Source organism: Pseudolysinimonas sp. (genome assembly GCF_031389465.1).
In the GTDB taxonomy this organism is placed as follows: domain Bacteria; phylum Actinomycetota; class Actinomycetes; order Actinomycetales; family Microbacteriaceae; genus Pseudolysinimonas_A.
Genome location: NZ_JANMSQ010000154.1, coordinates 1 through 25,475 on the forward strand (window position 1 = coordinate 1; position 25,475 = coordinate 25,475).

The window sequence follows — 25,475 nt, forward strand, 5'->3', positions numbered from 1 at the left end:
GCGACGGTCGACCCGATGGGTACCGACGTTCCGGGGTCGGCGAACACGAGCACCGGTGCCGAGGTGCCCGCAATGACTCCGGCGAAGCGATCCTCCTCGGCCCGGCCGCCGACGACCACTTCGAGTTCGAGCGAGCGCCCCGACTCCGCCGCCTCGAGAAGGTCGGCGGGGGCACGCGCCGGCGCCGCGATGGCGACAGCACCGAGCACCAGCGTGGCGGCCCCCGCCGCGACGGCCGGCAGAACGAGGGTGCGCACCCGAAGTGCCGCAACGGCAAGCCCGCCCGCGACGACCGCGACGATCATCGTCGCCGCGGGGGCCGCATCCGGCACCCCGATGACGACCCCCGCGGCCAGCCAGCTCAGCGCCGCGGCGGGCAGCAGCCTCCAACGAGCGGGAAATGCCCTCACACCGTCACCAGATCGCGGATGGCGTCGAGCTTCGCCTCGCCGATGCCACCCACGTCGAGCAGATCTTCGACGGACTCGAAGCGCCCGTTCTCCTCCCGCCAGGCGAGGATGTTCGCCGCCGTCGCCGGCCCCACCCCCGGCAGCGTGTCGAGCGTCGCGGCGTCGGCGGTATTGAGATTCACCCGCCCATCCCCGGCAACACCCGGCGCAGCCCCCGCCGCCGCTTCCCCGATCGCCGGCACGACAATCTGTTCCCCGTCGCTCACGAACCGCGCAAGATTGAGCCCCGCCGCGTCGGCCTGCGGCGTGAACCCACCCGCGGCGGCGACAGCATCCACCGCTCGGGAGCCATCGGGCAACTCGTACAGCCCCGGCCGCACCACCTGTCCGAGAATGTGCACGTAGATCGCCGACGCGACCGGAGCCGCAGTGACATTGTCATCGGGCGCGATGACGGTCGTCGAGCCGCGCGGAGTCACCGCCGTAGCAAACACTGCGATGCCCAGCCCGACCAGCACGATGGTGAGCGCGACCCCGGCCATCCGTCTCGCGCGGGCGCGGCGCGGGTCGGGGCCGGAAGTCGCGCTCACCCCAGGACGTTAGGCATCCGCCAAGACCCAGCGGGGAGACCCCCGGACGAGCTGGGGACATCGCGACAACGAAGGGAGCTGGAAGGACCCCGAGTTACCGAGTGGCGATGTTCACAACCCGAGGAGCCCGCACGATGACGTTCGCGATCTCGCGGTCACCGATCGCCCGCAACACGTTCTCAGACGAACGGGCGAGAGACTCGAGCTCACCAGAGTCGATGAGCGGTGAAACCTCGAGCCGGTCGCGAACTTTGCCGTCGACCTGGACGATCGCGGTCACCTGGTCAGCGACGAGCAGCGTCGGGTCGGCTTTGCGCAGCCCGGCGAAGGCGACGCTGTCGGTGTAGCCCAGGCGTTCCCACATGTCTTCCGCCGTGAACGGGGCGAACAGCGAGACCACGACGGCGACAACTTCGATCGCTTCGCGCACGGCGGGGTCGCCCGCGCCGGGGCCGGTGTCGATGGTCTTGCGGATGAGGTTGACCAGTTCCATCAGCCGCGCGACGACGACGTTGAACTTGAACGCTTCGAGCAGGCCGGGGGCGTCGGAGAGCAACTGGTGGGTCGCTCGGCGCAAAGCACGGTCGCCGCCCTTCCACGCGATGTCGGGCTTCGACGTGACCTCGCCCGAGATACGCCAGGCGCGGGCCAGGAACTTCGCGGAACCGGTGGGCGAGACATCCGCCCAGTCGATGTCGTCTTCCGGCGGTCCAGCGAACGCCATGGTCAGCCGCAGGGCGTCGGCACCGTGCGCGTCGAGCTCGCTCGCGAATTCGACGAGGTTGCCTTTCGACTTCGACATCTTGGTGCCGTCCATGAGCACCATGCCTTGGTTCAGCACCGCCTTGAACGGTTCGGTGAAGTCGAGGTAGCCGAGGTCGAACAGCACTTTCGTGATGAAGCGGGCATAAAGCAGGTGCAGGATGGCGTGTTCGACGCCGCCGACGTACTGGTCGATCGGCGCCCACTTGGCGGCCTCGGCGGGGTCGAACGCCTTCGTAGGGTCGGTCGAGTTGAGGAAGCGCAGGAAGTACCACGACGAGTCGACGAAGGTGTCCATCGTGTCGGGGTCTCGACGAGCCGGTCGTCCGTCGGGGAGGGTCGTTTCGATCCAGTCGGTTGCGGCACCGAGCGGGGAGGTGCCTTTCGGCTTCAGGTCGAGGCCTTCGGTGGAGGGCAGCCGCAGGGGCAGCTCCGACTCCGACAGCGGATGCAGCGTGCCGTCTTCGGCGTGCAGGATCGGGATAGGCGTGCCCCAGAACCGCTGCCGCGAGATGAGCCAGTCGCGCAGGCGGTAGGTCTTCGCGGCGCGGCCGACACCCTTCTCTTCGAGCAGCTCGATCATCCTGAGCTGACCGTTCGCTTTGCTCAACCCGTCGAGCGGACCGGAGTTGATCAGCCGGCCGTCGCCGTGCAGCGCCTCGCCGGTGCTCTTCGGGTCGAGCTCGGCAATCTCGCCCGACTTGAGCATCTCCGGCGTGATGACCGGGATCGCACCGGTGACCGGAGCATTCGTGTCGATGACGACGCGTACCGGCAGGTCGAACGTGATCGCAAAGTCGAGGTCGCGCTGGTCGTGTGCCGGAACCGCCATGATCGCGCCGTGGCCGTAGTCGGCGAGCACATAGTCGGCCGCCCAGATCGGCAGCCGCTCTCCATTGACGGGGTTGATCGCCCACCGGTCGAGAAAGACGCCGGTCTTCGGGCGGGAGGCATCCTGCCGTTCGATCTCGGTGGAGCGCTGGACCTGCTCGAGGTAGTCGGCGAACGCCGTCTGCACTTCTTCAGACGCGTCGGCGACGAGTTCGGCGGCGAGGTCGGCGTCAGGCGCGACGACCATGAACGTGGCACCGAACAGCGTGTCGGGGCGCGTCGTGAACACCGGGATCTTTGCCTCACGGCCTTCGACCTCGAACTCGACTTCGGCTCCGGTCGATCGCCCGATCCAGTTGCGCTGCATCGCGAGCACCTTGCTCGGCCATGAGCCTTCGAGCTGCTTGAGGTCGTCGAGCAGCCGGTCGGCGTAGTCGGTGATCTTGAAGTACCACTGGGTGAGCTTCTTCTTCACGACCATCGCGCCAGAGCGCTCCGACGTGCCGTCGGGCAGCACCTGCTCATTGGCGAGTACGGTCTGGTCGACCGGATCCCAGTTGACCCAGCTGTCTTTGCGGTAGGCGAGGCCCTTCTCGTACAGCGTCAGGAACAGCCACTGGTTCCAGTGGTAGTACTCGGGGTCTGAGGTGTGGAGTTCGCGGCTCCAGTCGAAACTCGCGCCGTACCGGATGAACGACGCCTTCTGTTGGGCGATGTTCGCGTAGGTCCATTCGCCCGGGTCGACGCCGCGCTTGATCGCCGCGTTCTCGGCGGGCAGGCCGAAGGAGTCCCAACCGATCGGGTGCAGCACGTTGAAACCTTGCTGGCGCCAGTACCTCGCGACAATGTCGCCGTAGGCGAAGGCTTCGGCGTGACCCATGTGCAGGTCGCCCGACGGGTACGGGAACATGTCGAGGATGTACTTGCGCGGCTTTGAATCGGGCACACCGGCGACCTCGAACGGCTTCGACTCCTCCCACCGGGCGAGCCACTTGGCCTGAATCCGGTCGATGTCGTAGTCGTTCGCGGGGTCGTGATCGGGGTTGCTGTCGTGCTGCACGCGCTGCCTCTTCGTTCCTCATCGGTGGCCCGAAGGCCCCGTCCAGCGTAGTCAACGCGACCGCGCGGTCAGACGTTCCCCGAGCGGACGCGAAGGGCGGCGAGGGGAGCCCGGGCCTTCAGGCGCATCTCGGCGTACTCCTCGTCGGGGACCGAGAGCGCCGTGATACCGCCGCCCGCGCCGACGGAGGCGCCCGAGGCATCCATCACGATCGAGCGGATGACCATCGCGAGGTCGGCTTGCCCGTCGTAGCCGAAGAACCCGAAGGTGCCGGCGTACAGGCCGCGCGGGCCGGCCTCCAGGGTGTCGAGAATCTGCGTCGCCCGAATCTTCGGTGCCCCGGTCATCGAGCCGGCGGGGAAGCAGGCGCCGAGGGCATCCACCGCGGTGAGCCCCGAGCGCAACTGTCCTTCGATTTCGCTCACCAACTGATGCACGGCCGGGTAACTCTCCACCGCGAGCAGGCTGGTCACGGCGACCGAACCGATCTCGCAGACGCGTGACAGGTCGTTGCGCATGAGGTCGACGATCATGACGTTCTCGGCGCGTTCCTTTTCGCTCTCCTCGAGTTCGGCCGCGAGTTCCTCATCGGCGACCTGGATGCTCGCGCGGGGCCGGGTGCCCTTGATCGGGCGGGTTCGGATCATTCCTTCGGCGTCGACTTCGAGGAACCGCTCGGGGCTTGCCGACAGCAGGCTCGTGCCGGCGATGCGCAGAAATCCGCCGTGATGGCTCGAGGATGCCGCGCGTAGCGCGAGGTACGACGCGACGTCGTCGAAGGAACCGTCGACCTCAGCTGTCGTGGTGAGGCAGATCTGGTACGTCTCGCCCTCCCGGATCGCGTCGAGGCACGCCCGCACGTTCGCCAGATAGGTCGCCTCGTCGTCACGCCAACGCACCGTCGCGTCGCTCGCCGGGCGCGCGGATGCCGGGGGCGGGTCGGCGAGTCGGGCGACGAGGTCGTCGCGCCAGTCCGCGAGTTCGCCCGACCAGCGGTCGCCCAGCGCGAGCAGGTCGGCGGTACCCGCCTCGACGTCGATCGCGAGCGCGCGGTCCACCCGCAGGAACGCCGCCTCGGGATGCCGGGCACGCCGAGTGACCGCAACCCCCGTGGTTTCTTCGCGCACCTCGTAGCCGACCCATCCGACCACGCCCAGCCGGAAGCCGTCGAAGCCCGGGTAGGAGCGGTAGAGCTCGATCGGCTCCCGCTCGAGCTCATCGCGCAGGGTGTCGAGCACGGCGCCGCGCTCCGGAAGGATGCGCACCCCCGACCCGAGCACGTGCACTCCGTGCTTGCCGCTGTCGAGCCAGAACACGTCGTCGTCTCCGATCCCTCCTGAGCCTGTCGAAGGGCCCGCCGCAACGGCACGAAACGCCGACTCGGGGTCGATCCGGCCGGCGAGGTGATGGCGCAGCAGTCGGCGACGCATAGCCTGATCCTATGAGCGTGGTCATCACCTCTCGGTGGGAGAACCCTTCGGCAGGCTCAGGACGGCGCGGCATCCTGGAACCTCGGGACGACTGCGACATCCTGCCGGCCACGATCGAGGCCGCCGACTCGTGGCTGGTCACTAACGGTCACGTACTCGCCCTCGACCTGCACCGCACCCGGTTCATGACCTCGATTCCTCGTGGCCGGTACCAGCAGCTCGACCCGGGATCCTTTTGGGATGCCGCGATCGCCGCAATCCCGCGCACCGGCGACTGGTTCCCGCGGGTGGAGCTACGCACGCAAATGTTGCAGCCACAACTGCTCTTCCGGCTACGCGAAGCCCCCGAACGCTCGCGTTCGATCGTGCTCGCGACTCACATCGGCCGCGACCCCCGCACCGCTCCTCGGTTCAAGGGTCCCGACCTCGAGGCGATGGTGCGGCTGCGCACGTCGGTGCAGAACCAGGGCGCCGGGGATGCCGTCATCCTCACCGGCGACGGGTACATCGCCGACGGCTCGACCACCTGCCTCGCCTGGTGGCGCGGCGACGCGCTCGCGATTCCCGAGGATGCGATCGAGCGCATCGACAGCGTGACGCTGCGCAGCGTGCTCGCGCTCGCGACGGCGACCGGGGTCGACATCCTGCGGGAGTCGGCCCGGCCTGAAGATCTCGACGGGTGCGAGGTGTGGGCCCTCAACGCGCTGCACGGCATCCGGATCGTCACGCAATGGATCGCTGGGCCCTCGGTCGCCGAGGAACCCGGGCGACGGAGCGCCTGGCAGCGGCGCCTCGACGCGCTCCGTCGTCCGCTGCCGGAGGCTGAGGCGGCACCGTGAACGAGGTGTTGCTGTGGATTCTCGACCTCGTCCGCAGCGTCGATCCGGTCGCCCGGACACTGCTCGCGGGGCTCGGGATCTTCCTCGAGACGTCGCTTCTCGTCGGACTCATCGTGCCGGGCGACACGATCGTGCTCGTCGCCGCCACGGGTGTCGAGACCCCGACCCAGTACGTCGCACTGCTCGTCGCGGTCATCCTCGGTGCGCTCGGCGGCGAGAGCGTCGGGTTCGCTCTCGGGCGCTTCTTCGGCCCGAAGATCCGGGACTCACGGCTCGGGTCGCGGATCGGCGTTCGCAACTGGCAACGTGCCGCCAACTACGTCGACCGCCGGGGTGGCATCGCGGTGTTCGTGTCGCGCTTCTTGCCCGTGCTGCATTCGCTCGTGCCGGTCACCGTCGGCATGAGCAACATGCCGTACCGCCGCTTCCTCGCCTGGACCGCGCCGGCCTGCGTTCTCTGGGCGTTCGCCTACGTGACCTTCGGGTCGGTCGCGGCGGTCTCGTATCGCGACCTGGCGAGCTCGCTGCACTTCGCGGGCTACCTCTTCGTCGGCGCGATCGTGCTCTTTGTGGTCGTCATCTTCGTGGTGAAGAAACTGTTGGAACGCTCCGAGTCGCGGCACTGGGACCGCGCCGGCGACGGCGACGCGAACACTCCCGAGTGACCCGACGCCCGAGATGGGCGTCGGGGCTGGGACCGCGCGGAGGCGCGAAAGCGCCTCCGCCTAAGCGGAGTTCACGGGCGTCGGCCAGAACGGCGACATCAGAGCGGATGCCGTCGCCACCCCGGCGAGCAGGTAGTCTTCGTCGCCCTCGGGGTCGCGCGTGAAGGCGCGAGCGGTCAGCGCATCCGTCGCCACGACGACCGCGGAGAACGCCAAGCGGGCGGCATCGGAACCGTCGAGGTCGAAGCGGGTGACGAGGGCGTCGAAGAGGCCGTCGGCGAACCCTTGCATCGCAGGGCTGCCGGTCGCGGGGCGCAGGTCGAGCACGTCGCCGTACCTCAGCGACGCGAAGCCCGGCTCATCACGGTAGGCGACCTTGATGTCGTCGAACACCGCGCCGAGAGCCGAGAACCAGTCGGTGTGGGCGGGGTCCATCAGTGCGGCGACGGTTGAGCCGCTCGTGCGCTCGACGTTTCGAGCCGCGAGACTCTGCAACACGGCGATCCGGTCGGGGAAGTAGCGGTAGACGGTGCCGATCGATGCCCCAGCCCGTTCGGCGACCATCGCGGTGGTGAGCCGCTCGTAGCCGATCTCGTGGACGACGTGCGCGGCGGCATCCAGTAGTGCGGTCAGCCGTGCGGCGCTGCGCGCTTGCACGGGCTCGTTGCGGATGATCGCGGTCCCCTCGACTCGCGGAGCCTCCAGGTGTGTCTGTGCCATTGGATTCTCCTCAGACTGATCGGCTTCCAATTCTAGCCCCGTCGCAGTCGAGGAATCCTGGCATCGGCCCGTGACACACTGATGATATGGCGAGACCGGTGCTGCGACTCGCCACTCGCCTCGAAGATGTGGTCCACGGGCTGCGCGCGAAGTGGGGCCGGTGGCGGGGGCGCGTGCCGACCGTCGTGCCCTTCGTCGGCTACGGGGGTGGCGGCTGGATCCGGGTGCTCGGCCGAGTCGTGCTGCGAAAACCGGGGCTTGCACCCGCCGATCGGCTCAAGAGCGTGCGGGGCTGGCGCAGTTTCACCTCGATTCCGGTACGGGATGCCGTGGTCACGGTCACGGCGCCGGGTGCCACCGGGGTGGTACGCGGCGACCGCGGCGGGATCATCGACGCTCGCTTCGAGGTCGAACTCCCCGCGGGGTGGTCGACGGTGCGGCTCTCGATCGACGGTCACGACGGAGTGGACTTCCCGGTGTTCGTCGTCGATGCAGCGGCGACCTTCGGGGTGGTATCCGACGTCGACGACACCGTGATGGTGACCGCGCTCCCCCGGCCCTTCCTCGCCGCCTGGAACTCTTTCGTGCTCGACGAGCACGCCCGCACCCCCGTCGCCGGCATGGCAGTGCTGTACGAACGGCTCGTTCGCGCGAACCCTGGCGCACCCGTCGTCTACCTCTCGACCGGCGCCTGGAACGTCGTGCCGACCCTCACCCGCTTCCTCTCCCGCAACCTGTACCCGCGCGGCGCGCTACTGCTGACCGACTGGGGTCCGAACCACGAGCGGTGGTTCCGCAGCGGACCCGAGCACAAGCGACTCAGCCTGGAACGACTCGCGCAGGAGTTCCCGGGCATTCGCTGGCTGCTGCTCGGTGATGACGGCCAGCACGACGAGCGCATCTACGGCGACTTCGCACAGCGGCATCCCGACCACGTTCGCGCGGTCGCGATCCGACGCCTGACGCCCGGCGAGGCCGTGCTGGCTGGTGGGCGAGCGCCGGCCGCGACGCACGGGCCGCAAACCGTCCCCTGGGTGTATGCGCCCGACGGCGCAGGCTTGAGCGCGCAACTCGGCGAACTCGGGCTGCTGTAGCCCCCGAAGACGGGGGCTCGGCATCCTTGACTACGGCTCACGTCGCGCGGTAACTTCATCAGAGTTGGTGTCCCCCTTTGGGTGGACAGACAGCCCGGTCCCCACCGGAAACGCCACGCTTCATCCGCAGTCGGCCTCCCCCGGCCGAATCGGTCCCCCAGACCTAGCGGTTCCTATCCCCCGAGAGGAACAGCCCAGCATGTCCGCTGTGCTCGTCGCCGCCACGGCACTCGCCGCGCCCGCGAACGCGCCCGATTCCGGTCTGTACGCAGCCGTGATCGTCGCCGCCGGCGTGACCGCATTGGTTGCCCTCGGCATGATGCTGTTCGGGATGCATCGCAGCTCGCGGCTCACCGCGCTCCGTGGCCTCGCCACCGCCGGCCTCGCCCTCGGCGTCGTCTCCATCGCCATCGGCGGAGTGCTCGCCGTGTCGCCCACCTCCGCGCAGGCCGCCCCCGACCAGACCGGCCCCACCTACGTCGTCAGCTCCGACGAGGCCGACACCCAGCTCCCGACGCTCCCGCTCGACTGACGACCCGGGCGTCTGACGTCCGCAGCGGGTCGCTACGCGGACCACCTCGGGCTGCCGCTCGTTCGCACGACCTAGCCGATGAGCGCGCGGCACTCCTCGCCGCAGTGCACGTACGGCCCGGTTTGATCCGACAGCTCACGACGGAATTCGAGCAGACGACGCGTGGCGTCGTCGATCGTCGCCATCGGGATGCGGCCATCCCGCACCGCGGCCGCAACCGCGGCGACAACGCCGCCGACATCCACCGGCCCGACGTAGAGCAGCAGCGTCGCGCCTGCGGCGATCGCGGCCACGGCGTTGGCACGTTGGTCGGCGAACGCCGCCTCACCCGAGTGCTCCAGCATCGACATGTCGTCGGTCACGATGATGCCGTCGAAGCCCAACTCGTCACGCAGAACGGCGTTCCACGCCGCGGAGAGCGTCGCAGGGGCGCCGTCGATCGAGCTGTAGCGCAAGTGCCCCAACATGACGAACTCGGCGCCTGCGTCGATCCCGGCCGCAAACGGGCCGGCCTGGGTCGCCCGCCACTCGTCGGCGCTCATCGCCGTGGTCGGCACACTCGTGTGCGAGTCACCGGCGACCGAGCCGTGGCCGGGAAAGTGTTTGAGCGTCGAGAAGACGACGCCCTGCTCACCCTCGACTGCGGCGGCGACGCGGGGCGATGCCGATGCGGCATCCGCGCCGAACGTGCGCGAGTAGATGAACGAGCGTCGATCGCCGGTGACGTCGGCGACGATCCCGAAGTTGATGGTCACCCCGGCGGAGGCGACCAGGGCGGCGCGCGCTTGGAACGCCGCGAGGGTCGCCGACGGGTCCTGGGTGCGCAGCGCCGACGCTCCGGGGCCGCTGTCGGGCAGCCGAGCCACGATCCCACCCTCTTGGTCGATCGCCGTCAGCACCGGAAGCCCGGGGTCGGCGCTCAGGGCCGCGGTGGTCGCGGCGAGTTGCTCGGCCGACGCAACGTTGTCGCCCATGTAGATGACTCCGGCGACCCCCGTGGCATCGATCACCCCACGGATCGGCCCTGGGTTGACGCCGGCGACGTGCAGCATGATCAGGCTCGCGATCCTCTGCTCGAGGGTCATCGCGGCGAGACGCGCACCGACATACGCCTCGACCGGGTCGACCACGACGGTCTCGGCAACGGCCCACGGTCGGGGCGGACCGGAAACCAGCGACAACGGGCCCCCGGCACAACCCGTGAGTACCACCGCTAGCACAACGACCACCGCCATCGCGCGCCGTCGTGCCATGACGGGACTCTAGCCCTCGGCCCTACTCTGGGTCGATGCGGATGATCGGCCCCCTTCTTCGGTCGTCCCACCCGGGGCCGTCGGCAGGGGTGACCCTCATCACGGTGCTCCTCGGCGTCGCCGTCGGCCTTGACCCCCTGCGGGTCGCGCTGCTCGGGCTGACGATGGCGTTCACCCAGCTCTCGGTCGGGCTCTCCAATGACTGGCTCGACGCCGCGCGGGATCGCGACGCGGGCCGCCGGGACAAGCCGGTTGCCCGCGGGGAGATCGCCGTGTCCGCGGTGCGGACGGCAGCCCTCACCTCAGCCGGGCTTGGCGTGCTTGCCTCGCTCACCCTCGGCATCCCGTTCGCGATCGTGCACCTCGTCGCGCTCGGCGGCGGCTGGGCGTACAACGCCTGGTTCAAGCACCGACCGCTGTCCCCGGTGCCCTACCTCGTGAGTTTCGGGTTGTTGCCGATGTTGGCGACCCTGGCGCTGCCCGTTCCGGCTCTCGCGGCCTGGTGGGCGGTGCTCGCGGGGTCACTATTGGGGATCGCGGCCCACGTCGCGAACGTGCTGCCCGACCTCGCCGACGATGCGGCCACCGGGGTGCGCGGTCTGCCGCACCGCCTCGGTCGGGTCGGCTCGACGCTGCTCGGGGGTCTGTCATTGTCCGGGGCCGCCATCGCCCTCACCCTCGGGATCGGGCTGGATTCGCCGGTCGCACTCTTCGGATTCGGCCTCTCCCTCGCGGCCTCGGTCGCTGCCGTCGTGTTCACACTGCGGGAGAACCGGTGGGGGTTTCGTTTCGTCATCGTCGCCGCGCTCATCGATGTCGTGCTTCTCGTGCTCGCCGGCAACCAGATGGTGGTTGCGCTCTAGAAACTACCTACCGTTCGACCGCCGCGAGGACCGCGTCGATCGTGGCGGGCTCTTCGAGCACGCGGAAGTGCCCGACAACGTCGAGGCGCACGTTGGTGCCACCCTCGATGGCGCTGCCCTCGGGGATGTGCGGATCGAACGACGGGAAGATCGACGTGATCCGCGCGTTCACCTCGCGCTCCGCAACGAGCCCTCGGATGACCGGATGTGCGGGCCGGAACGCCCGTAGTGCCGGCACGACCGTGAAGGAGGCCATCCGAGATCCCGCGAACGGCGTCGCGACGGCGACCAAGCGATCGATGCGGCTGTCGGCATCCTCAAGCATCGCCGCCTTGCCGATGAGCCCGCCCTTGCTGTGCGCGACCAGCGCGACGCCCCGCAGATCACGGGTCGCCAGGAACGCGCCGACGCGACGCGCGGCCGTCGGAATCGGGCCGGCATTGATCCCGAGTTCGGGTATGACGTGCACCGGATGCCCGGCCTCAGCCAACCGGTTCGCGATGGGCCGCAGAAAGTTCCACCGCTCGAAAACTCCCGGAACGATCACCACTGGGCGGCCGCCACCCGCGGCGTAGGACGCGGGCACGCGCGCCGCGAACCCGAGCCCGCGCATCCGGATCGCGTTCGGGTAGTCGCCGAGCAGGTGCCGAGCGTGATCGCGCCGCCTCACGACCGCTCCCCCGCGTCGACGAAGTCGGAAATGTGTCGCGCGATCATCACCGGGTCCGTGTGCATGATGACATGCGGGCCGCGCACCTGCCGGAACTCGGCGTGCGGATGCGCGGTGCTGAGCTCGGCTGCCCAGTCGCTCGGCACGATGGGGTCACGGTCGCCGTTGATCACGAGCGTGCGCGCGCCGTGTGACCCGACACGATCTTCCATCCGGTCGCGCAGCATGTGCGGCATCTGCCGCAGCAGGTACGGCAGCCCGCAGCGCACGACGTAGTCGACCACCGAGATCCCCCACACCGCGAGCGGCTCCCGCGTCCCGTCGAGCAACAGGTGACCGATCGCTGTCCAGGGCCCGCGCGCCGACGGCACCATCGTGGGCGCCATCATGACGACGGTGTCGGTGACGTCGGGATACCGCTCCGCAAGGAGGGAGACCACCTGCGTGCCCATCGAGTGGCCGACGATCACCGGGCCGCGCAGGTCGGCTTCCCGGAGGAACCCGGCGAGCACCGCCGCATGATCGGCGAGGGTGACGTCACGGCCCGGATTGGGCGCCGCACCGTACCCGGGCAGGTCGACGAGGAACACCCGGCCGGTGCGTGATAGCTCTGCGGCGAGCGGGTGGAAGTAGCGCGACGAGACGCCGATGCCGTGTACCAGCACGTAGGTGCGCGCGGCGACCTGCTCCGGTCCGGGGAAGCGCTCGACGACGATGGTGAGGTCGTCGTGCTGCTGCCTGCTGGTGAAGTACTGCATGCCGCGCACGCGGCGGACGCGGTATAGCTCCTCGCCCGCCGGACCGCGCCGACCGCGCCGTAATCGGGTGAAGGGACCGGTCGGCATGTCCCTGAGCTTAAGAGCGCTCAGGAGGTCGGATCGGCCTCGAGCGCTTCCCGCGGATCCTGAGCGAGCAGCTCACGCACGCGGGGCACGACGACGGTGCCGTACAGCTCGATCGCGTGCATCTGGTGCTCGTGTGGGATGGTGCCGGCCGAGTACTTGAGGTCGAAGCGCTGGATGCCGAGCGTGCGCACGGTGTCAGCGATCTTGCGGGCGACCGTCTCGGGCGAGCCGGTGTGTTGGGCGCCCTCCGCGATCTCTCGCTCGAAGTCATCGCGGGTCATCGGACCCCAGCCCCGCTCCTTGCCGATGCGGTCGAACATCGCCTTCTGGTGCGGCCAGAGGATGTCGGCAGCCTCCTGGTCGGAATCGGCGATGAAGCCCGGAGAGTGCACGGCGACCGGCAGGTCGGGCTGTTCGTGCTGGCTGAGCGCGCGGTGGAACAGGTCGACGTAGGGAGCGAACCGCGCGGGAGCACCGCCGATGATCGCCAGAGTGAGCGGGAAGCCGTAGCGTGCAGCGCGCACCACCGACTCCGGCGACCCGCCGACGCCGACCCAGGTGCGGATCGAACCCGACTCGGTCTTCGGATATACCTGCTGGTTCACGAGAGCCGGGCGGGTCGAGCCCGCCCAGGTGACCGGCCCTTCGGCGAGGAGCGCGTGCAACAGGTCGATCTTCTCGTCGAACAGCCGCTCGTAGTCGGCGAGCTCGAAGCCGAAGAGCGGGAACGATTCGGTGAACGAGCCGCGCCCGAGGATGATCTCGCCGCGCCCAATCGAGATCGCGTCGAGGGTCGCGAAGCGCTCGAACACCCGCACCGGCTCGTCGGACGACAATACGGTCACGGCCGTGCCGAGGTGGATGCGCTCGGTACGAGCCGCGATTGCGGCGAGCACGATCTCGGGGGCTGAGATCGCGAAATCGTCGCGGTGGTGCTCGCCAACGCCGAAGAAGTCGATGCCCAGAGAGTCGGCGAGCACACCCTGTTCGACGACGTTCCGAATGACCTGCCCGTAGGGAACCGGGTTTCCCTCGAGGTCGACGCTCACGTCGCCGAAGGTGTCGAGGCCGAGTTCGAGGCCGTCAAGCGGGATGTGCGAGCTACTAGTTGTCATGTCACCATTCAACCCGAATCCGTCTCTCGTGATTCCCGTGCGGTCCCCCACCTAGCCTAGGGAGCGTGACTCCGCGCAGCGCCGGCATCCTGTTATGGCGCGACGGCGCGACCGGACGCGACGTGTGGATCGCCCACATGGGCGGGCCGTTCTGGGCGCGAAAGGACGACAGAGCCTGGTCGATCCCGAAAGGCGAGTTCGAGGCGGGTGAAGATCCGCTCGCGGTGGCGCGGCGGGAGTTTGCCGAGGAGATGGGTGTTGCCGCTCCCGCGCTCGACTACGTCGAACTCGGCCAGTACCGCTACTCCTCGGGGAAGACCCTCACCGTCTTCGCGGCCGACGGGGGCGCGTTCGACTCCGCCGAGATTCACAGCAACCTGTTCGAGCTCGAATGGCCGCCACGGTCGGGTCGACGGCAGTCGTTTCCCGAAGTCGACCGCGCCGAATGGACAGCGATCGAGGTTGCGCGACGACGACTGGTCGCGGCGCAGGTAGCGATGCTCGATGACCTGCCCCCGACCACTCGCGTGGGTTAGGGCTGCGTCCAGCCAGAGGGCACGACGCACACGGGGGTGCGACTGTCGCGGATGAGGCTCGCTGCCGTCGAGCCGACGAGGAACTCCCCGATCGGGCCGGTGCGGTGGGTACCCACGACGGCGAGCGCGGCGTCGGCTGAGAGCGCGACGAGGGCACCCCCTGCAGCACCCTCGTGAAGGTGTTCGCGGACGGCTGGGCACCGCTCTCGGGCTCGACGGGCGACTTCGGCCAGGCGTTCGCCGTGCTTGGTTCGCAGTGCGATCTGATCGAGCATGAGTGGCGACCCGTCCGCCGCAGACGACGGGGGCCACCAGGCGTGCAACACGCGGAGTTCGCCGCCGAGATCCCCAGCCTCGCCGGCAGCAAAGGCGATCGCGGCGTCCGACGACTCGTCGTCGCCGAGGCCGACGACGACAGAACCCGTTCGTCGTTGCCAGTCGTCGGGAACGACAATGACCGGGCACGCCGCATGCTCGGCGATGCGCAGCGGCAGCCGACCGGTGAGCACCGAACGCGCGTGCCGCGTGCGGTGCGACCCGATGACAAGCAGATCCGTGACCCGGCTTCGACGCGCGAGCACCCCCGGAACACTGCCGTCCGCCATCGCGGTGTCGACGACCGCGTCGGGAAGGGCGGCCTGGAGGCGCGCCGCTTCACGTTCAAGCCGGGTGGCATCCTCATCGACCTCCTCGACCAGGTAATCGAAGGCGGTGACGAGGGTGAGCTGCGCGTGCTGCGCCCGGTGCCAGTGGGAGACCCAATCGACAGTGGTGGAGGCAGCGTTTCGGGGGTCGACCCCGACACTAATGCGGTACATGATGCTCCCTTCCCTCCTCAGGTTCGCCCCGGGCCCCCATCGCCGCCCAGTGCCGAAAGTCCCGCCACCTGGAAGCCATGGGACCTTCGGCTCTCGCCATTGATGGCCTGTGCCGCTGGACTGGGGTCTACGAAGGAGGATCCATGACGGCATCCCTCACCGCCCACGCGGTTCGCACGATCGGCGACGACGCCTGCTGGGAGCTGTTGCGAAGCGAGAGTCTCGGTCGGCTCGCGGTCGTCGCCGAGGACGGCGTCGACATCTTTCCGGTGAACTACCTCGTCAACCGCGGAACGATTCTGTTCCGCTCGGCTCCCGGCACGAAGCTCGCCGACATCGTTCACAATCCCATCGTCGCCTTTGAGGTCGACGGTATCGATGATCGGCATCGGTGGAGCGTCGTCGTGCGCGGGGTGGCCCGCCGGCTCGACGCCGACGATGAGATCGAGAGCTCAGGCGTGCTCGGCCTCGAGACGCTGACCGTCACCACCAAGTTCAACTACGTGCAGATCACTCCGCGGGTCATCACCGGCCGCCTCCTCGGTCGGGAGGGTATTGAATGATCGTCCTCGACAGCCACCGCTGTCGACAGGGCGCGCGCTACTGGCTGTCGGCCCGTCGGTTAGTGACTCGGTAGACGGCTGCCTGCGTCCGCGACTCGAGGCCGAGTTTGGCGAGCAGCCCGGAGACGTAGTTCTTCACGGTCTTCTCGGCGAGCTCGAGTCGTTCGGCGATCTGGCGGTTGGTCAGGCCGTCGGCGATGAACTCGAGCACTTGCCGTTCGCGCAGGCTGAGCCCCGGGTCGGCCTGCGCTGCGGGCGTCGCGACGAGCGACTCGACCACCCGACGACCCGCCGCTGCGGGCAACAGGCGCTTACCGGCGGCAACCCGGCGGATGTCTTCGACCAACGCCTGACCGCGGATGTCCTTCACGACGTAGCCGGCCGCTCCCGCGAGAACCGCCGATCGCACCGCCTCGTCGTCGTCATAGGCGGTCAGGATGAGACACGCGATCTCGGGGTGACGCGACCGGATCTCGCGACAGAGATCGATCCCGTTGCCGTCAGGCAGGCGCACATCCAGCACCGCGACATCGGGGAGCGTCGCCGCGATGCGCGCCAGCGCCTGTCGCACGTCGCCGGCCTCGCCGACGACTTCGAGATCGCGCTCCGCGTCGACAAGTTCGGCGATCCCGCGCCGCACGATCTCGTGGTCGTCGACGAGGAACACGCGCGTCATCCGGCCTCCTCGGCGAACGGGACGGACCACTCGAGACGCGTCCCGTGTGGGTCGACCGGGGCCAACAGGAAGGTGCCTCCACGGGCGACCGCTCGGTCGGCCAGGTTGCTGATCCCGCTCGAGCGCTCGACCCGCTCGGGCAGCCCAACGCCGTCGTCCTCGACGGTCACGACGAGGCGGCCATCGGTGATCGCAACGCGCACCGAGCCGCCGGCGGCACGGGCGTGTCTCACGACGTTCGCGAGCCCTTCCCGCACGACGGCGACGATGTCGTCGGCAAGGTCGTCATCGACGAACAGATCGACAGCGCCGACGAAGCCGAGGCGCGGACTCCACCCGAGCGCCGGGGCGACCGCGGCAACGACGTCGAGTACCCGGTGCCGCAAACCGTCCCGCGCGGCGGTCGAACGCGACTGCAGGGTAAACACGACGGTGCGAATCTCGGAGATCGCCGCATCGATGGCGTCCACCTGTTCGGCGATTCGCGCTGCGAGCGCGCGGTCGGCGAGACCGCTTGCCGACTGCAGGGCAAGCCCGGCCCCGAACAGCCGCTGGATGACGTGATCGTGCAGGTCGCGCGCGATTCGGGTGCGCTCTTCGACGAGTTCGAGCTGTTGGCGGTCGAGGCGGGCTCGCGCGAACGCGATCGCGACACTGGTCTGGCGGGCGAACTCGGCAGCCATCTCGAGGTCAGCGGTGCTGAACCGATCGCTGCCGACGGGACGAGAGATCGTGAGCGCCCCCAGCGGAAGCCCGTCGGCAAACAGCGGGACGGCGACCGTCGGACCGTAGCCGCCACCTCCCCCTTGCGGGTGCGCCAGCGACTCGACGACGACCGGTCCCCCGCTCTCGAGTGCTCGCACCACGAGCGAGCCCTCCGCCGCAACTCGAGTTCCCTGCAGGGCGAGCGCGCCGTCACCGCGGGCAACCTCGATGAGCAACTCGTCGCCCTGCGGACGTACGAGGCAGACGAGTTCGGCGCCGACTGCGGCCGCCACGGTTTCGACGACGACGGCGAGCGGGTCTTCTCCGTCGCCGGAGAGCAGCGTGACGTTGATCTCGGCGAGCGCGGCGCTCCACCGCTCGCGGCGACGGCTCTCGTCGAAGAGTCGCGCGTTGTCGATCGCGATTCCTGCGGTCGCCGCCAGCGACTCGACCAGCTCTTCGTCTTCGGCGGTGAACGGGCCGTCGACCTTGTCGGTCAGGTAGAGGTTGCCGAACACTTCGCCGCGCACGACGACCGGCACCCCGAGAAAGGAGTCCATCGGCGGGTGGTGGGCCGGGAAGCCGGCGGAACGATCGTCGAGACCGAGATGGTCGAGACGGATCGAGGCACCCGTGTCGATCACAGCGCCGAGAATGCCGCGCCCTTCCGGGAGGTGGCCGATACGCCCCTCGAGCTCCCGCGCCATCCCGACATGGACGAACTGCTCGAGCCCACCGGTCGGAGCGATGACTCCGAGAGCGCCGTACCGCGACCCGGAGAGTGAGACCGCCGCTTCGACGATCGTGCGCAGCACCAGGTCGAGTTCGATCTGCTCGACGACGACCCGCGTCGCTCGCAGCAACTCGCGGATCCGCGGTGCATCCGGGAACGCCAATCCATTGGCCATCCCCGCCGAGTGTAGCTACCCGAGGGACCTAGGTCCCTGGGGCGAACCGCGGGGCGGGGCGAAGATCAGGCACAGCGACCGCAGGAGGTCCTCGAATGCGTTACATCGTCGGCATCGACGGATCGGCACCGTCCGACGCGGCTCTCGTCTGGGCGACGACCCGCGCACGCCGCGATGCCGCGCCCCTGGTGATCGCTCACGTCGTTGACGCCGAGGCGGGTCGCATGGGACCCGACTTCCGTGCCGAGGCGACCGACCTCGGGCGCCGGCTCCTCGCCGCGACGAAGGCCCGCCTCAGCACGGAGGAGCCGAAGCTTGAGGTGCAGTCCGCGCTCCTTGACGGGTCGGCGCCCTGGGAGTTGACCCGGTTCGCGAGCCCCGACGACGTGCTGGTGGTCGGCACGCACAAGACCGGTTTCAGCAGCGGTCGGGTGCTCGGCTCGCTCAGTGTGCAAATCGCCGCCGCCAGTAGCTGCACGGTGGCGGTCATCCCGGGCACCGACGTGCGGTTCCGCCACGGGGTTGTTGCCGGAATCGATCGCGAACAGACTGCACGGCACATTGCCGAACTCGCCGCACGGGAGGCGGTGACCCGCGGAGACGAGTTAACTCTCCTGCACGCCGGCCCCGCGGGCGAGGGCGGAGTCATCGACGCTCGTCCTTTGCAAACCGCGCTCGCCCACGTGCGCGCCAGCTACCCCGACCTGATCGTGCAGGCCAGGCGGTCGACCCGGGCGCCTTCGGCGGCGCTGCTCGATGCCGCGCACACGAAAGCGCTCCTGGTGATTGGACCAGGGTCGACGGGTGTCGACCGTTCGCCGATCGGCACCGTCGTGCACGAGGTGCTCCTCAACGCGAACGCCCCCGTCCTCGTGGCTGGGCTCCCCGCGCTGACCCCCGCGAGCTAGTCGTTCGCCCGATAGACGCTGCGCGCGTAGTCGTGGTACGGCGCGGGCGCGACCGTGGCGCGAATGCTCACCTGGCGATGCTTCTGATCGACCTGGGGCTTCTGCGAGATCGGGTCTTCACCCCAGACCACGTCGACGACCGTGCCTTCGGGCACGTCGTTGTCGAGGGTCGCGAGCGACATATAGAGCTGGTCGTGGGCGATGTAGCCGGCGTCGGTCGAGATGCCGACCAGCTTGCCTGCCCGTTCGACGCGGTCCATCTGGTAGAAGCCGTAGCGCGCCTTCGGGAAGTCGAGGAACTTCGCGGGGATGCCGGGTTCGACCTGCGATTTCACGATGGATGCGACATCCTCGGCATTCCACAGCAGCGTGACTTTACGTCGCGCGGGAGATGCGGCGATCTTCTCGAGTGCCTCACGCCCGTGGAAGTCGTGGTCGAACTTGACGGAGCGACCGAGCCCGAGGTCGTACGGCGTGAACTGGTAGTCATGCACGTCGGTCGAGTACATCGAGCCGCCAATAGAGCCGGCGCGGGCGGCGGGCAGCCACTCGCGGTATTCGGCGAAGTCGTCGTCCCAGATCGCCGGGAACGGGGTCGGCACCCAGCCCGACTCGAGCGGCGACGACGAGTACGCTTTCGCGCCGACCATCGTGATGCCGTATTCGGTGCCTGCTTCTTGGAGCGCGGCGATGACTGCGGGGCCGTCGGCGTAGGGGCCGTAGAACTCGAAGCCCGGCTGGCCTGCCATGCCGTGGCGCAGCGCCTTGACCTTCTTGCCGGCGATCTCGACATCTCCGATGTGGAAGAACTTCACCTCGGGGATGGTTCCCCAGAGTTTTTCCATCACCTTGTCGGCTTCGGGTCCTTGCAGTTCGTAGCGGTAGAAGGTGGGGTCCACGCCGCCGCGCATCGCCGAGTTGGCTTCGAGGCGGTGGTGCACGTCTTTGCCTAGGGCCTCCGCCTTCTCGACGTTGAACCGCACCCAGTCGATGAGAATGTGGTGACCGATGAGCACGAGCCCTTCGACGTCATCCGAGTTGTAGAACAGGATGCCGTCGCCGATGAGGTAGCCGTCGTGGTTGACGCTGATCAGCTGCTTGGCGATGCCGGCGCGGAAGGTCGCGAAGGTGTTCGGCGAGATCGCCGAGAGCATCGGGATGAGGTCGGCTCCCCCGAGGAAGAGCTGCGTCATGTGGTGCGACTGGTCCATGATCGCTACGGTCGACGACCAGGCGCGCTGTTCGTCGCGCCAGTTGGTGAACTCCGGCTTGATCGGGAACGTGATCGACGGCCAGTCCTGGTTGCGCAGTAGCTCGACGGCGTTGCCGGTGCGGGCAATGGCTTGAGCCAGGCTCTCGGAAGTCATACCTGGGGAGTGTAGGAGCCGCGGAAGGGAAGTCGCCTCGTCGCTCTCTATCAAAGGAAGTACGGTGAGCGCGAGCAAAGGAGCTTCCATGGCGCGCCAGTCCAACGGCGTCTCGGCGATCAGCCGGGTCGTCATGATCCTCGACACCTTTTCGTTCGAGGCTCCGTTCCTGTCGCTCAGTGAGATCGCGGAGCGGGCCGCCATCCCGATGTCGTCGGCGCACCGCATCGTCACCGAACTGGTCGAGCACGGATTGCTTGAGCGGATGCCGGACCGCAGCTACCGGGTCGGCAACCGGCTCTGGGAGATGGGCAGCCGCACCCCCGGCGCCCTCGGCCTGCGCGAAATCGCCCTGCCGTTTCTGCACGCGATCCAGTCCCGCGTGCGCCAGCACACCCAGCTGCTGGTGCGGTCGGGGCTCGACGTGCTCGTCATCGAGCGGCTCTCGTCGCGGGACGCCGTCGTCAACGCCTCGATCGTCGGCGGGCGCATCCCGATGCAACACTCGTCGAGCGGCATTGTGCTGCTCGCCAACGCCGACGACGAGGTGCTCGCGCGGGTGCTCGAACGCGGACTCTCGCCGATCACCGGGTCGAGTCTCGCCACGCCTGAGCAGCTACGGGATGCCGTCGCCGCCGCCCGGCGCACCGGGTTTGCGGTGTCCGAGGGCTGGATCTTTGAGGAATCGCGGGGAATCGCCGTGCCGGTGCGCGGGTCGCAAGAAGTCGTCGTCGGCACCGTCAGCGTCGTCGTGCCGAACGACCACTCCCCCGTCGACGACCTGGTGCGACTGTTGCGGCTCGCGGCCGAGGGGATCTCGGAGGCGCTGCTACGCAGCTACTTGCCGCCGGGCCACCCCCATGCCCGCGCCGGCGGGGTCTACCGCCAGCTGGTGAGTTCGTCGGATCGATCGATGGAGTACTTCGAGCAGCTGCTCGAGGAGCACGGCTCGGCCGTGCACGACGGTCAGGTGAACTCTGCCGTTCAGGAGAGGTAGGCCGCCAGGCGCGGGTAGACCGCACGGGCATTGCTGGAGTAGACCCGTTCCCGGTCACCCGGCGAGAGCGCCGACGCCTCCACGTACGTGCCGGTGTCGTCCCAGCCGGAGCCCGTCGTTGGGTTGTCGCCGCGCACGGCGCCGAGCATCTCCGACCCGAACAGCACCCGGTCGGTCGGCACGACGTCGAGCAACAGGTTGATGCCGGGCTGGTGGTAGACGCAGGTGTCGAAGAAGATGCGCTCGGTGGCGCCCTCGAAGTCCCAGCCCTCGCGCACGCTCATCCCCTGGAAGCGGCCCCAGTGAAACGGGATCGCCCCGCCGCCGTGCGGAATGACGAGTCGCAGGCCCGGCCGCTCCTTCATAAAGCCGCTCGACAGCGCCTGCACGAAGAACGTCGTATCAGCCGACAGGTAGTACGACCCGGTGGTCTGGAAGAAGGGATTCTCGGCTTGACTGACGTGCAGCATCCCCGGCACGTCGAGCTCCTGCATCGCCTCCCAGAGCGGCCACCAGTAGCGGTCGCCGAGGTCGGGGCCCGTCCAATAGCCGCCGGTCGGGTCGGGGTTGACGTTGACGGCGACGAATCCAAGTTCTTCGACGGTGCGGCGCAGCTCCCGTACCGAGGAGTCGATCGAGAAGCCAGGCGACTGCGGCAACTGGGCGACCGGCACGAACTTGCCCGGGAACAGGTCGCAGACGCGCTTGATGAGATCGTTCTGCCGGGTTGTCCAGTCGAGCGACGTCGTCACGTCGCCGACGTGGTGCCCCATCCAGGATGCCCGCGGCGAGAACAGCGTCACGTCGATGCCGCGTTCGCGCTGCACCCGCAACTGGCCGGTCTCGATACTCTCGCGGATCTCGTCGTCGGTCACCGAGAAGGGCCCGTCAGGCGCCGAGCCGCCGGTGAGCGCGGCGATTTGGGCGTCACGCCACGCCCCGACTCCGGGTGGCGTCGTCGTGTAGTGGCCGTGGCAGTCGATGATCACGACTTGAATGTAACCAAAATTGTCGACGATCTCGACGGCGCGGCGAGGGCTGCTTCGATCTCCCCCGCCGCCGCGCGCAGAATCGTCGCGACGCGGTCGTCTTCCTCGCCGCGCGGCAACACCACTCCGAGCGCGGCAACAACCACCCCGCGGTCGCGAAGGGGAACCGCGATACCCGTCGACACCGCCTCGATCGATCCCGGCGCGATCGCGTGCCCGAGCCGACGCACCTCGGCGAGCTTGCGCCGCAACGCGGCGGGGTCGGTGATGGTCTCTGGCGCGAGTCGCTCCAGGGGCGCGGCGAGGATGCGCTCGAGCACGGCGGGCGGCGCAGCGGCGAGCAGCACGAGCCCCGACGAGGAGGCATGCAGCGGCAATCGGCCAGCGATTCGGGTGATGTTCGCGCCAGCTTGGGGATGCGAGAGCCGCTCCAGGAAGAGCACCTGATCGCCGTCGGCGACTCCGAGTTGCGTGTGTTGGCGCACGAGCGCCTGAACCCGCTCCATCGCGGGAAGCGCCGCTTGGCGCAGTCCGAGCGCGAGCGACCCGCGGGTCGCCAGCTCCCAGAGCCGCATCCCGACTCGGGCCTGTCCATCCTCGTCACGTTCCAACAGCCCGCTCTCGACGAGGTCGCCGACCAGGCGATGGCCAGTGGAGAGCGGCAGGCCTGCCCGTCGGGCGATGTCACTCGGTGACTGCTCGGTGTGCTCGGAGTCGAAGGTGGCGAGCACGCGCACCAGTCGATCGATCACACTGTCGCCGGTCTGGGAGTTCGCCACCCCTCGACTCTAGAGGCCTATTCCCATTCAATGGGCAATCACATCGAACGACTCGATCGCGGCCTCACACTGACGACAGTCCACGAAACCGATCGAAGGAGATCGCATGTCCCCCGCCGTTCGCACGCGCGTCGCCATCATCGGCGCCGGACCCGCCGGTCTGCTGCTCTCTCACCTGCTGCACCGCGACGGCATCGAGTCGATCGTGATCGACAACCGCACCCGCGAAGACATCGAGAAGACGATCCGCGCCGGCATCCTCGAGAACGGCACCGTCGACCTGCTCGTCGCGACCGGCGCGTCGGAGCGCGTGTTGACCGACGGCCATCGCCACGAGGGCATCGAGCTGCAATTCCAGGGCGAGAGCCACCGCATCGACTTTCAGAAACTCGTCGGCCGCGCCGTCTACCTCTACCCGCAACACGAGGTACTCATCGACCTCCTCGCGCGCCGGATCGCCGACGGCGGCGACATCCGGTTCGAGCACGAAGCGGTCGAGGTGCTCGACGGTCTGAGCGACGCCCCGCGCGTCGTCGGCCGGGATGCCGCAGGCGAGCCGTTCGAGATCGTCGCCGACGTGGTGATCGGCGCTGACGGATCGCGCAGCGTGGCCCGCACCGCCGTCGTCGGCTCGATGACCGGTGGCTACTTCCGCGAGTACCCGTTCGCCTGGTTCGGAATCCTCTGCGAGGCCCCGCCGTCGTCGAAGGAACTCATCTACGCGAACTCCGACGCGGGCTTCGCGCTGATCAGCCAGCGCTCCGCGACCGTACAGCGCATGTACCTGCAGTGCGACCCGGAACAGGACCCGAACGCCTGGAGCGACGCGCAGATCTGGGATGCCCTCCAGACCCGGGTCACCGGACGCGACCTGCACGAGGGGCCGATCTTCCAGCGCGACGTGTTGCGCTTCCGCTCCTTTGTCGCGCACAAACTGCGAAACGGTCGGGTATTTCTCGTCGGCGACGCCGCACACACCGTGCCGCCGACCGGGGCGAAGGGCATGAACCTCGCGGTCAACGACGTGCGCATCCTGCACGACGGTCTCATCGACTTCTTCGCGGGCAACGGAACCGCGAGGATCGACAGCTACGAGGAGCGCGCACTGCGCCGCATTTGGCGCGCCCAGCACTTCTCGTGGTGGATGACGAGCATGCTGCACTCGACCCCGGAGGCGAGCGACTTCGACCGCCGTCGGCAGCTCGGCGAACTCGAGTCCGTCGTCTCGTCGACGGCCGGCAGCACCTATCTGGCCGAGGCGTACACCGGCTGGCCCTACGCGGACTGAACCGCCCACAGACGCGGTGCGGGTCGGCTCGGTGGCGTGCCGACCCGCATCGTCAGCCACTTAGCTCAGATCGCGCGCAGCACGACCGCAGAACCCTGACCGCCGCCGCCGCAGATCCCGGCCGCGCCGTACGACCCCGACCCAGCCGCGACGAGCTGCCGCGCGAGCGTACCGAGGATGCGCGCGCCCGAGGCGCCGACCGGGTGGCCGAGGGCGATGGCTCCGCCGTGCTGGTTGACGATGTCGCCCGAGATCCCGAGCAGTTCGACCGACCGCACCGCGACGGCGGCGAACGCCTCGTTGATCTCCACCGCCGCGAGCTGGGCGGGCGTCACCCCGCCGAGACGAGCAAGGGCGGCGATGATGGCGTTGGCCGGTTGAGCGTGCAGACGTGTGTCGGGTCCGGCTACTGCCGCGTGGCTCTCGATGCGGGCGAGCGGCGTGATGCCGCGAGCGGCAGCCGTTTCTTCCGACATCAGCACGAGGGCGGCAGCGCCGTCGGTGATCTGCGACGAGTTGCCCGCCGTGATCGAGCCGTCGGCCGAGAACGCACCGCGTAGCTTGCCGAGCGACTCGGGCGTGGTGTCGGCGCGCACGCCGTCGTCATCCGTCACGACCGTCTCCCCCGCACGAGAGGTGAGGGTATAGGGCGCGATCTCGTCGGCGAGGAAGGCGGTGGATGCCAGCGCTCGCTGGTGTGACCCGGCAGCCCAGACATCCTGGGCTTCGCGGGTGACGTTGTTGTCGGCGTTGCCCGCCTCGGTCGACGCGCCCATCGAGACGTGCTCGAAGGAGTCGAGCAGCGCGTCGTGCTCGAGCGTGTCGACCATCTCGATGGCGCCATACTTCACGCTCGTGCGACCCCGGAAGGCGTGAGGCGCGCGCGACATCGACTCCATCCCGGCCGCGACGACGATGCTGTGTTCGCCAGCCTCGATGTTGCGGGCGGCCGCGATGACCGCCTCCATGCCCGACAGGCACACCGCGTTGATGGTCATCGCCGGCGACGAGAGCGGGATGCCCGCGGCCACCGCCGCCTGGCGGATCGGCCCTTGACCTGCGCCCGCCGGCAGCACCTGGCCGCCCCAGATGCGCTCGACCTCGGCCGCCTCGACGGCAGCCCGAGCGAGCGCAGCGCGGATGGCGTGCGCGGCGAGGTCGGACGCCGGGATGTCGGCAAACCTTCCGGTGAATCGTGAGAACGGGGTGCGGGCGTAGCCCGCGATGACGACCGACATCAGCGTGCCTCCAATTCGACGATG

Annotated in this window: 26 protein-coding genes; 10 read left to right on the forward strand and 16 right to left on the reverse strand. The window is 68.8% G+C overall.

Features of this window, described 5'->3' with window-relative positions; genetic code table 11:
• The 4 genes from RMO30_RS05875 to RMO30_RS05890 all read right to left on the reverse strand — a co-directional run.
• Positions 1 to 410 (reverse strand): hypothetical protein (locus RMO30_RS05875; RefSeq protein WP_397427904.1); only part of this gene is annotated, 410 nt, incomplete at its 3' end.
• Entirely contained in the window at positions 407 to 1,000 is a 594-nt protein-coding gene (locus RMO30_RS05880; protein ID WP_309710698.1) for a ComEA family DNA-binding protein, read from the reverse strand. The genes RMO30_RS05875 and RMO30_RS05880, both read right to left, overlap by 4 nt.
• Before the next feature lie 94 nt (positions 1,001 to 1,094).
• Complete coding sequence (gene leuS, locus RMO30_RS05885; protein ID WP_309710699.1) at positions 1,095 to 3,653, reverse strand: leucine--tRNA ligase; 2,559 nt, start codon at positions 3,651 to 3,653, stop codon at positions 1,095 to 1,097.
• Between the two features lie 68 nt (positions 3,654 to 3,721).
• Positions 3,722 to 5,083 carry an anthranilate synthase component I family protein gene (locus RMO30_RS05890; protein WP_309710702.1) on the reverse strand — a complete coding sequence of 454 codons (1,362 nt, stop codon included), beginning with the start codon at positions 5,081 to 5,083 and terminating at the stop codon, positions 3,722 to 3,724.
• A gap of 11 nt (positions 5,084 to 5,094) precedes the next feature.
• On the opposite strand from RMO30_RS05890, the gene RMO30_RS05895 reads away from it, so the two are divergent.
• The gene (locus RMO30_RS05895) at positions 5,095 to 5,922 is read left to right on the forward strand and encodes an aminotransferase class IV (RefSeq protein WP_309710705.1); all 828 of its coding nucleotides are present in this window, start codon (positions 5,095 to 5,097) and stop codon (positions 5,920 to 5,922) included.
• Entirely contained in the window at positions 5,919 to 6,587 is a 669-nt protein-coding gene (locus RMO30_RS05900) for a DedA family protein (RefSeq protein WP_309710708.1), read from the forward strand. Before RMO30_RS05895 ends, RMO30_RS05900 begins: the two co-directional genes overlap by 4 nt.
• Before the next feature lie 60 nt (positions 6,588 to 6,647).
• Here the strand turns inward: RMO30_RS05900 and RMO30_RS05905 are convergent, their stop codons facing one another.
• Positions 6,648 to 7,307: a TetR/AcrR family transcriptional regulator gene (locus RMO30_RS05905; RefSeq protein ID WP_309710711.1), complete on the reverse strand. Its 660-nt coding sequence runs from the start codon at positions 7,305 to 7,307 to the stop codon at positions 6,648 to 6,650.
• Positions 7,308 to 7,393: 86 nt separating this feature from the next.
• Between RMO30_RS05905 and RMO30_RS05910 the strand changes: the two genes are divergently transcribed.
• The gene (locus tag RMO30_RS05910) at positions 7,394 to 8,401 is read left to right on the forward strand and encodes a phosphatase domain-containing protein (RefSeq protein WP_309710714.1); all 1,008 of its coding nucleotides are present in this window, start codon (positions 7,394 to 7,396) and stop codon (positions 8,399 to 8,401) included.
• 199 nt (positions 8,402 to 8,600) lie between these two features.
• Entirely contained in the window at positions 8,601 to 8,933 is a 333-nt protein-coding gene (locus RMO30_RS05915; protein WP_309710721.1) for a hypothetical protein, read from the forward strand.
• Positions 8,934 to 9,004: 71 nt separating this feature from the next.
• Here RMO30_RS05915 and RMO30_RS05920 read toward each other — a convergent pair whose 3' ends face one another.
• A complete protein-coding gene (locus RMO30_RS05920; protein ID WP_309710723.1) occupies positions 9,005 to 10,186 on the reverse strand; it encodes a glycoside hydrolase family 3 N-terminal domain-containing protein in 1,182 nt (393 codons plus the stop codon).
• An 89-nt stretch (positions 10,187 to 10,275) separates the two neighbouring features.
• Between RMO30_RS05920 and RMO30_RS05925 the strand changes: the two genes are divergently transcribed.
• Positions 10,276 to 11,049 carry a UbiA family prenyltransferase gene (locus RMO30_RS05925; protein ID WP_309710724.1) on the forward strand — a complete coding sequence of 258 codons (774 nt, stop codon included), beginning with the start codon at positions 10,276 to 10,278 and terminating at the stop codon, positions 11,047 to 11,049.
• A 7-nt stretch (positions 11,050 to 11,056) separates the two neighbouring features.
• Here the strand turns inward: RMO30_RS05925 and RMO30_RS05930 are convergent, their stop codons facing one another.
• Genes RMO30_RS05930 through RMO30_RS05940 form a run of 3 tightly spaced genes read right to left on the reverse strand, consistent with a single transcriptional unit; the run spans position 11,057 to position 13,679 of the window.
• On the reverse strand, positions 11,057 to 11,719 hold the full coding sequence (locus tag RMO30_RS05930; RefSeq protein ID WP_309710727.1) for an alpha/beta hydrolase: 663 nt from the start codon (positions 11,717 to 11,719) through the stop codon (positions 11,057 to 11,059).
• Positions 11,716 to 12,564, reverse strand: a complete 849-nt coding sequence (locus RMO30_RS05935; protein WP_309710730.1) for an alpha/beta fold hydrolase — start codon at positions 12,562 to 12,564, stop codon at positions 11,716 to 11,718. The genes RMO30_RS05930 and RMO30_RS05935 overlap by 4 nt, the downstream gene beginning before the upstream one ends.
• Positions 12,565 to 12,584: 20 nt before the next feature.
• Positions 12,585 to 13,679 (reverse strand): LLM class flavin-dependent oxidoreductase, encoded by a 1,095-nt coding sequence (locus tag RMO30_RS05940; protein ID WP_309710733.1) that lies wholly within the window; start codon positions 13,677 to 13,679, stop codon positions 12,585 to 12,587.
• 65 nt (positions 13,680 to 13,744) lie between these two features.
• On the opposite strand from RMO30_RS05940, the gene RMO30_RS05945 reads away from it, so the two are divergent.
• Positions 13,745 to 14,215 carry an NUDIX domain-containing protein gene (locus tag RMO30_RS05945; RefSeq protein WP_309710735.1) on the forward strand — a complete coding sequence of 157 codons (471 nt, stop codon included), beginning with the start codon at positions 13,745 to 13,747 and terminating at the stop codon, positions 14,213 to 14,215.
• On the opposite strand, the gene RMO30_RS05950 is transcribed toward RMO30_RS05945, so the two are convergent.
• Entirely contained in the window at positions 14,212 to 15,033 is an 822-nt protein-coding gene (locus tag RMO30_RS05950; protein WP_309710737.1) for a universal stress protein, read from the reverse strand. The two genes, RMO30_RS05945 and RMO30_RS05950, sit on opposite strands and share 4 nt — an antisense overlap.
• Positions 15,034 to 15,176: 143 nt before the next feature.
• On the opposite strand from RMO30_RS05950, the gene RMO30_RS05955 reads away from it, so the two are divergent.
• On the forward strand, positions 15,177 to 15,596 hold the full coding sequence (locus tag RMO30_RS05955) for a pyridoxamine 5'-phosphate oxidase family protein (RefSeq protein ID WP_309710741.1): 420 nt from the start codon (positions 15,177 to 15,179) through the stop codon (positions 15,594 to 15,596).
• 37 nt (positions 15,597 to 15,633) lie between these two features.
• Here the strand turns inward: RMO30_RS05955 and RMO30_RS05960 are convergent, their stop codons facing one another.
• Together RMO30_RS05960 and RMO30_RS05965 are read right to left on the reverse strand one after the other, a co-directional pair.
• On the reverse strand, positions 15,634 to 16,272 hold the full coding sequence (locus RMO30_RS05960; RefSeq protein WP_309710747.1) for a response regulator transcription factor: 639 nt from the start codon (positions 16,270 to 16,272) through the stop codon (positions 15,634 to 15,636).
• Positions 16,269 to 17,885, reverse strand: a complete 1,617-nt coding sequence (locus tag RMO30_RS05965; protein ID WP_309710750.1) for a GAF domain-containing protein — start codon at positions 17,883 to 17,885, stop codon at positions 16,269 to 16,271. The genes RMO30_RS05960 and RMO30_RS05965 overlap by 4 nt, the downstream gene beginning before the upstream one ends.
• Before the next feature lie 95 nt (positions 17,886 to 17,980).
• On the opposite strand from RMO30_RS05965, the gene RMO30_RS05970 reads away from it, so the two are divergent.
• Entirely contained in the window at positions 17,981 to 18,793 is an 813-nt protein-coding gene (locus RMO30_RS05970; protein WP_309710753.1) for a universal stress protein, read from the forward strand.
• On the opposite strand, the gene RMO30_RS05975 is transcribed toward RMO30_RS05970, so the two are convergent.
• Positions 18,790 to 20,160 carry an aminomethyl transferase family protein gene (locus RMO30_RS05975; RefSeq protein WP_309710755.1) on the reverse strand — a complete coding sequence of 457 codons (1,371 nt, stop codon included), beginning with the start codon at positions 20,158 to 20,160 and terminating at the stop codon, positions 18,790 to 18,792. The genes RMO30_RS05970 and RMO30_RS05975 overlap by 4 nt on opposite strands.
• A gap of 88 nt (positions 20,161 to 20,248) precedes the next feature.
• Between RMO30_RS05975 and RMO30_RS05980 the strand changes: the two genes are divergently transcribed.
• Positions 20,249 to 21,157 carry an IclR family transcriptional regulator gene (locus RMO30_RS05980; protein WP_309710757.1) on the forward strand — a complete coding sequence of 303 codons (909 nt, stop codon included), beginning with the start codon at positions 20,249 to 20,251 and terminating at the stop codon, positions 21,155 to 21,157.
• On the opposite strand, the gene RMO30_RS05985 is transcribed toward RMO30_RS05980, so the two are convergent.
• On the reverse strand, positions 21,145 to 22,146 hold the full coding sequence (locus RMO30_RS05985; RefSeq protein ID WP_309710761.1) for an amidohydrolase family protein: 1,002 nt from the start codon (positions 22,144 to 22,146) through the stop codon (positions 21,145 to 21,147). The genes RMO30_RS05980 and RMO30_RS05985 overlap by 13 nt on opposite strands.
• A complete protein-coding gene (locus RMO30_RS05990; protein WP_309710764.1) occupies positions 22,143 to 22,925 on the reverse strand; it encodes an IclR family transcriptional regulator in 783 nt (260 codons plus the stop codon). Before RMO30_RS05990 ends, RMO30_RS05985 begins: the two co-directional genes overlap by 4 nt.
• Before the next feature lie 106 nt (positions 22,926 to 23,031).
• On the opposite strand from RMO30_RS05990, the gene RMO30_RS05995 reads away from it, so the two are divergent.
• The gene (locus RMO30_RS05995; protein WP_309710766.1) at positions 23,032 to 24,213 is read left to right on the forward strand and encodes a 4-hydroxybenzoate 3-monooxygenase; all 1,182 of its coding nucleotides are present in this window, start codon (positions 23,032 to 23,034) and stop codon (positions 24,211 to 24,213) included.
• A gap of 65 nt (positions 24,214 to 24,278) precedes the next feature.
• Here RMO30_RS05995 and RMO30_RS06000 read toward each other — a convergent pair whose 3' ends face one another.
• A complete protein-coding gene (locus RMO30_RS06000; protein WP_397427905.1) occupies positions 24,279 to 25,451 on the reverse strand; it encodes an acetyl-CoA C-acyltransferase in 1,173 nt (390 codons plus the stop codon).
• Positions 25,452 to 25,475 lie beyond the last annotated feature (24 nt).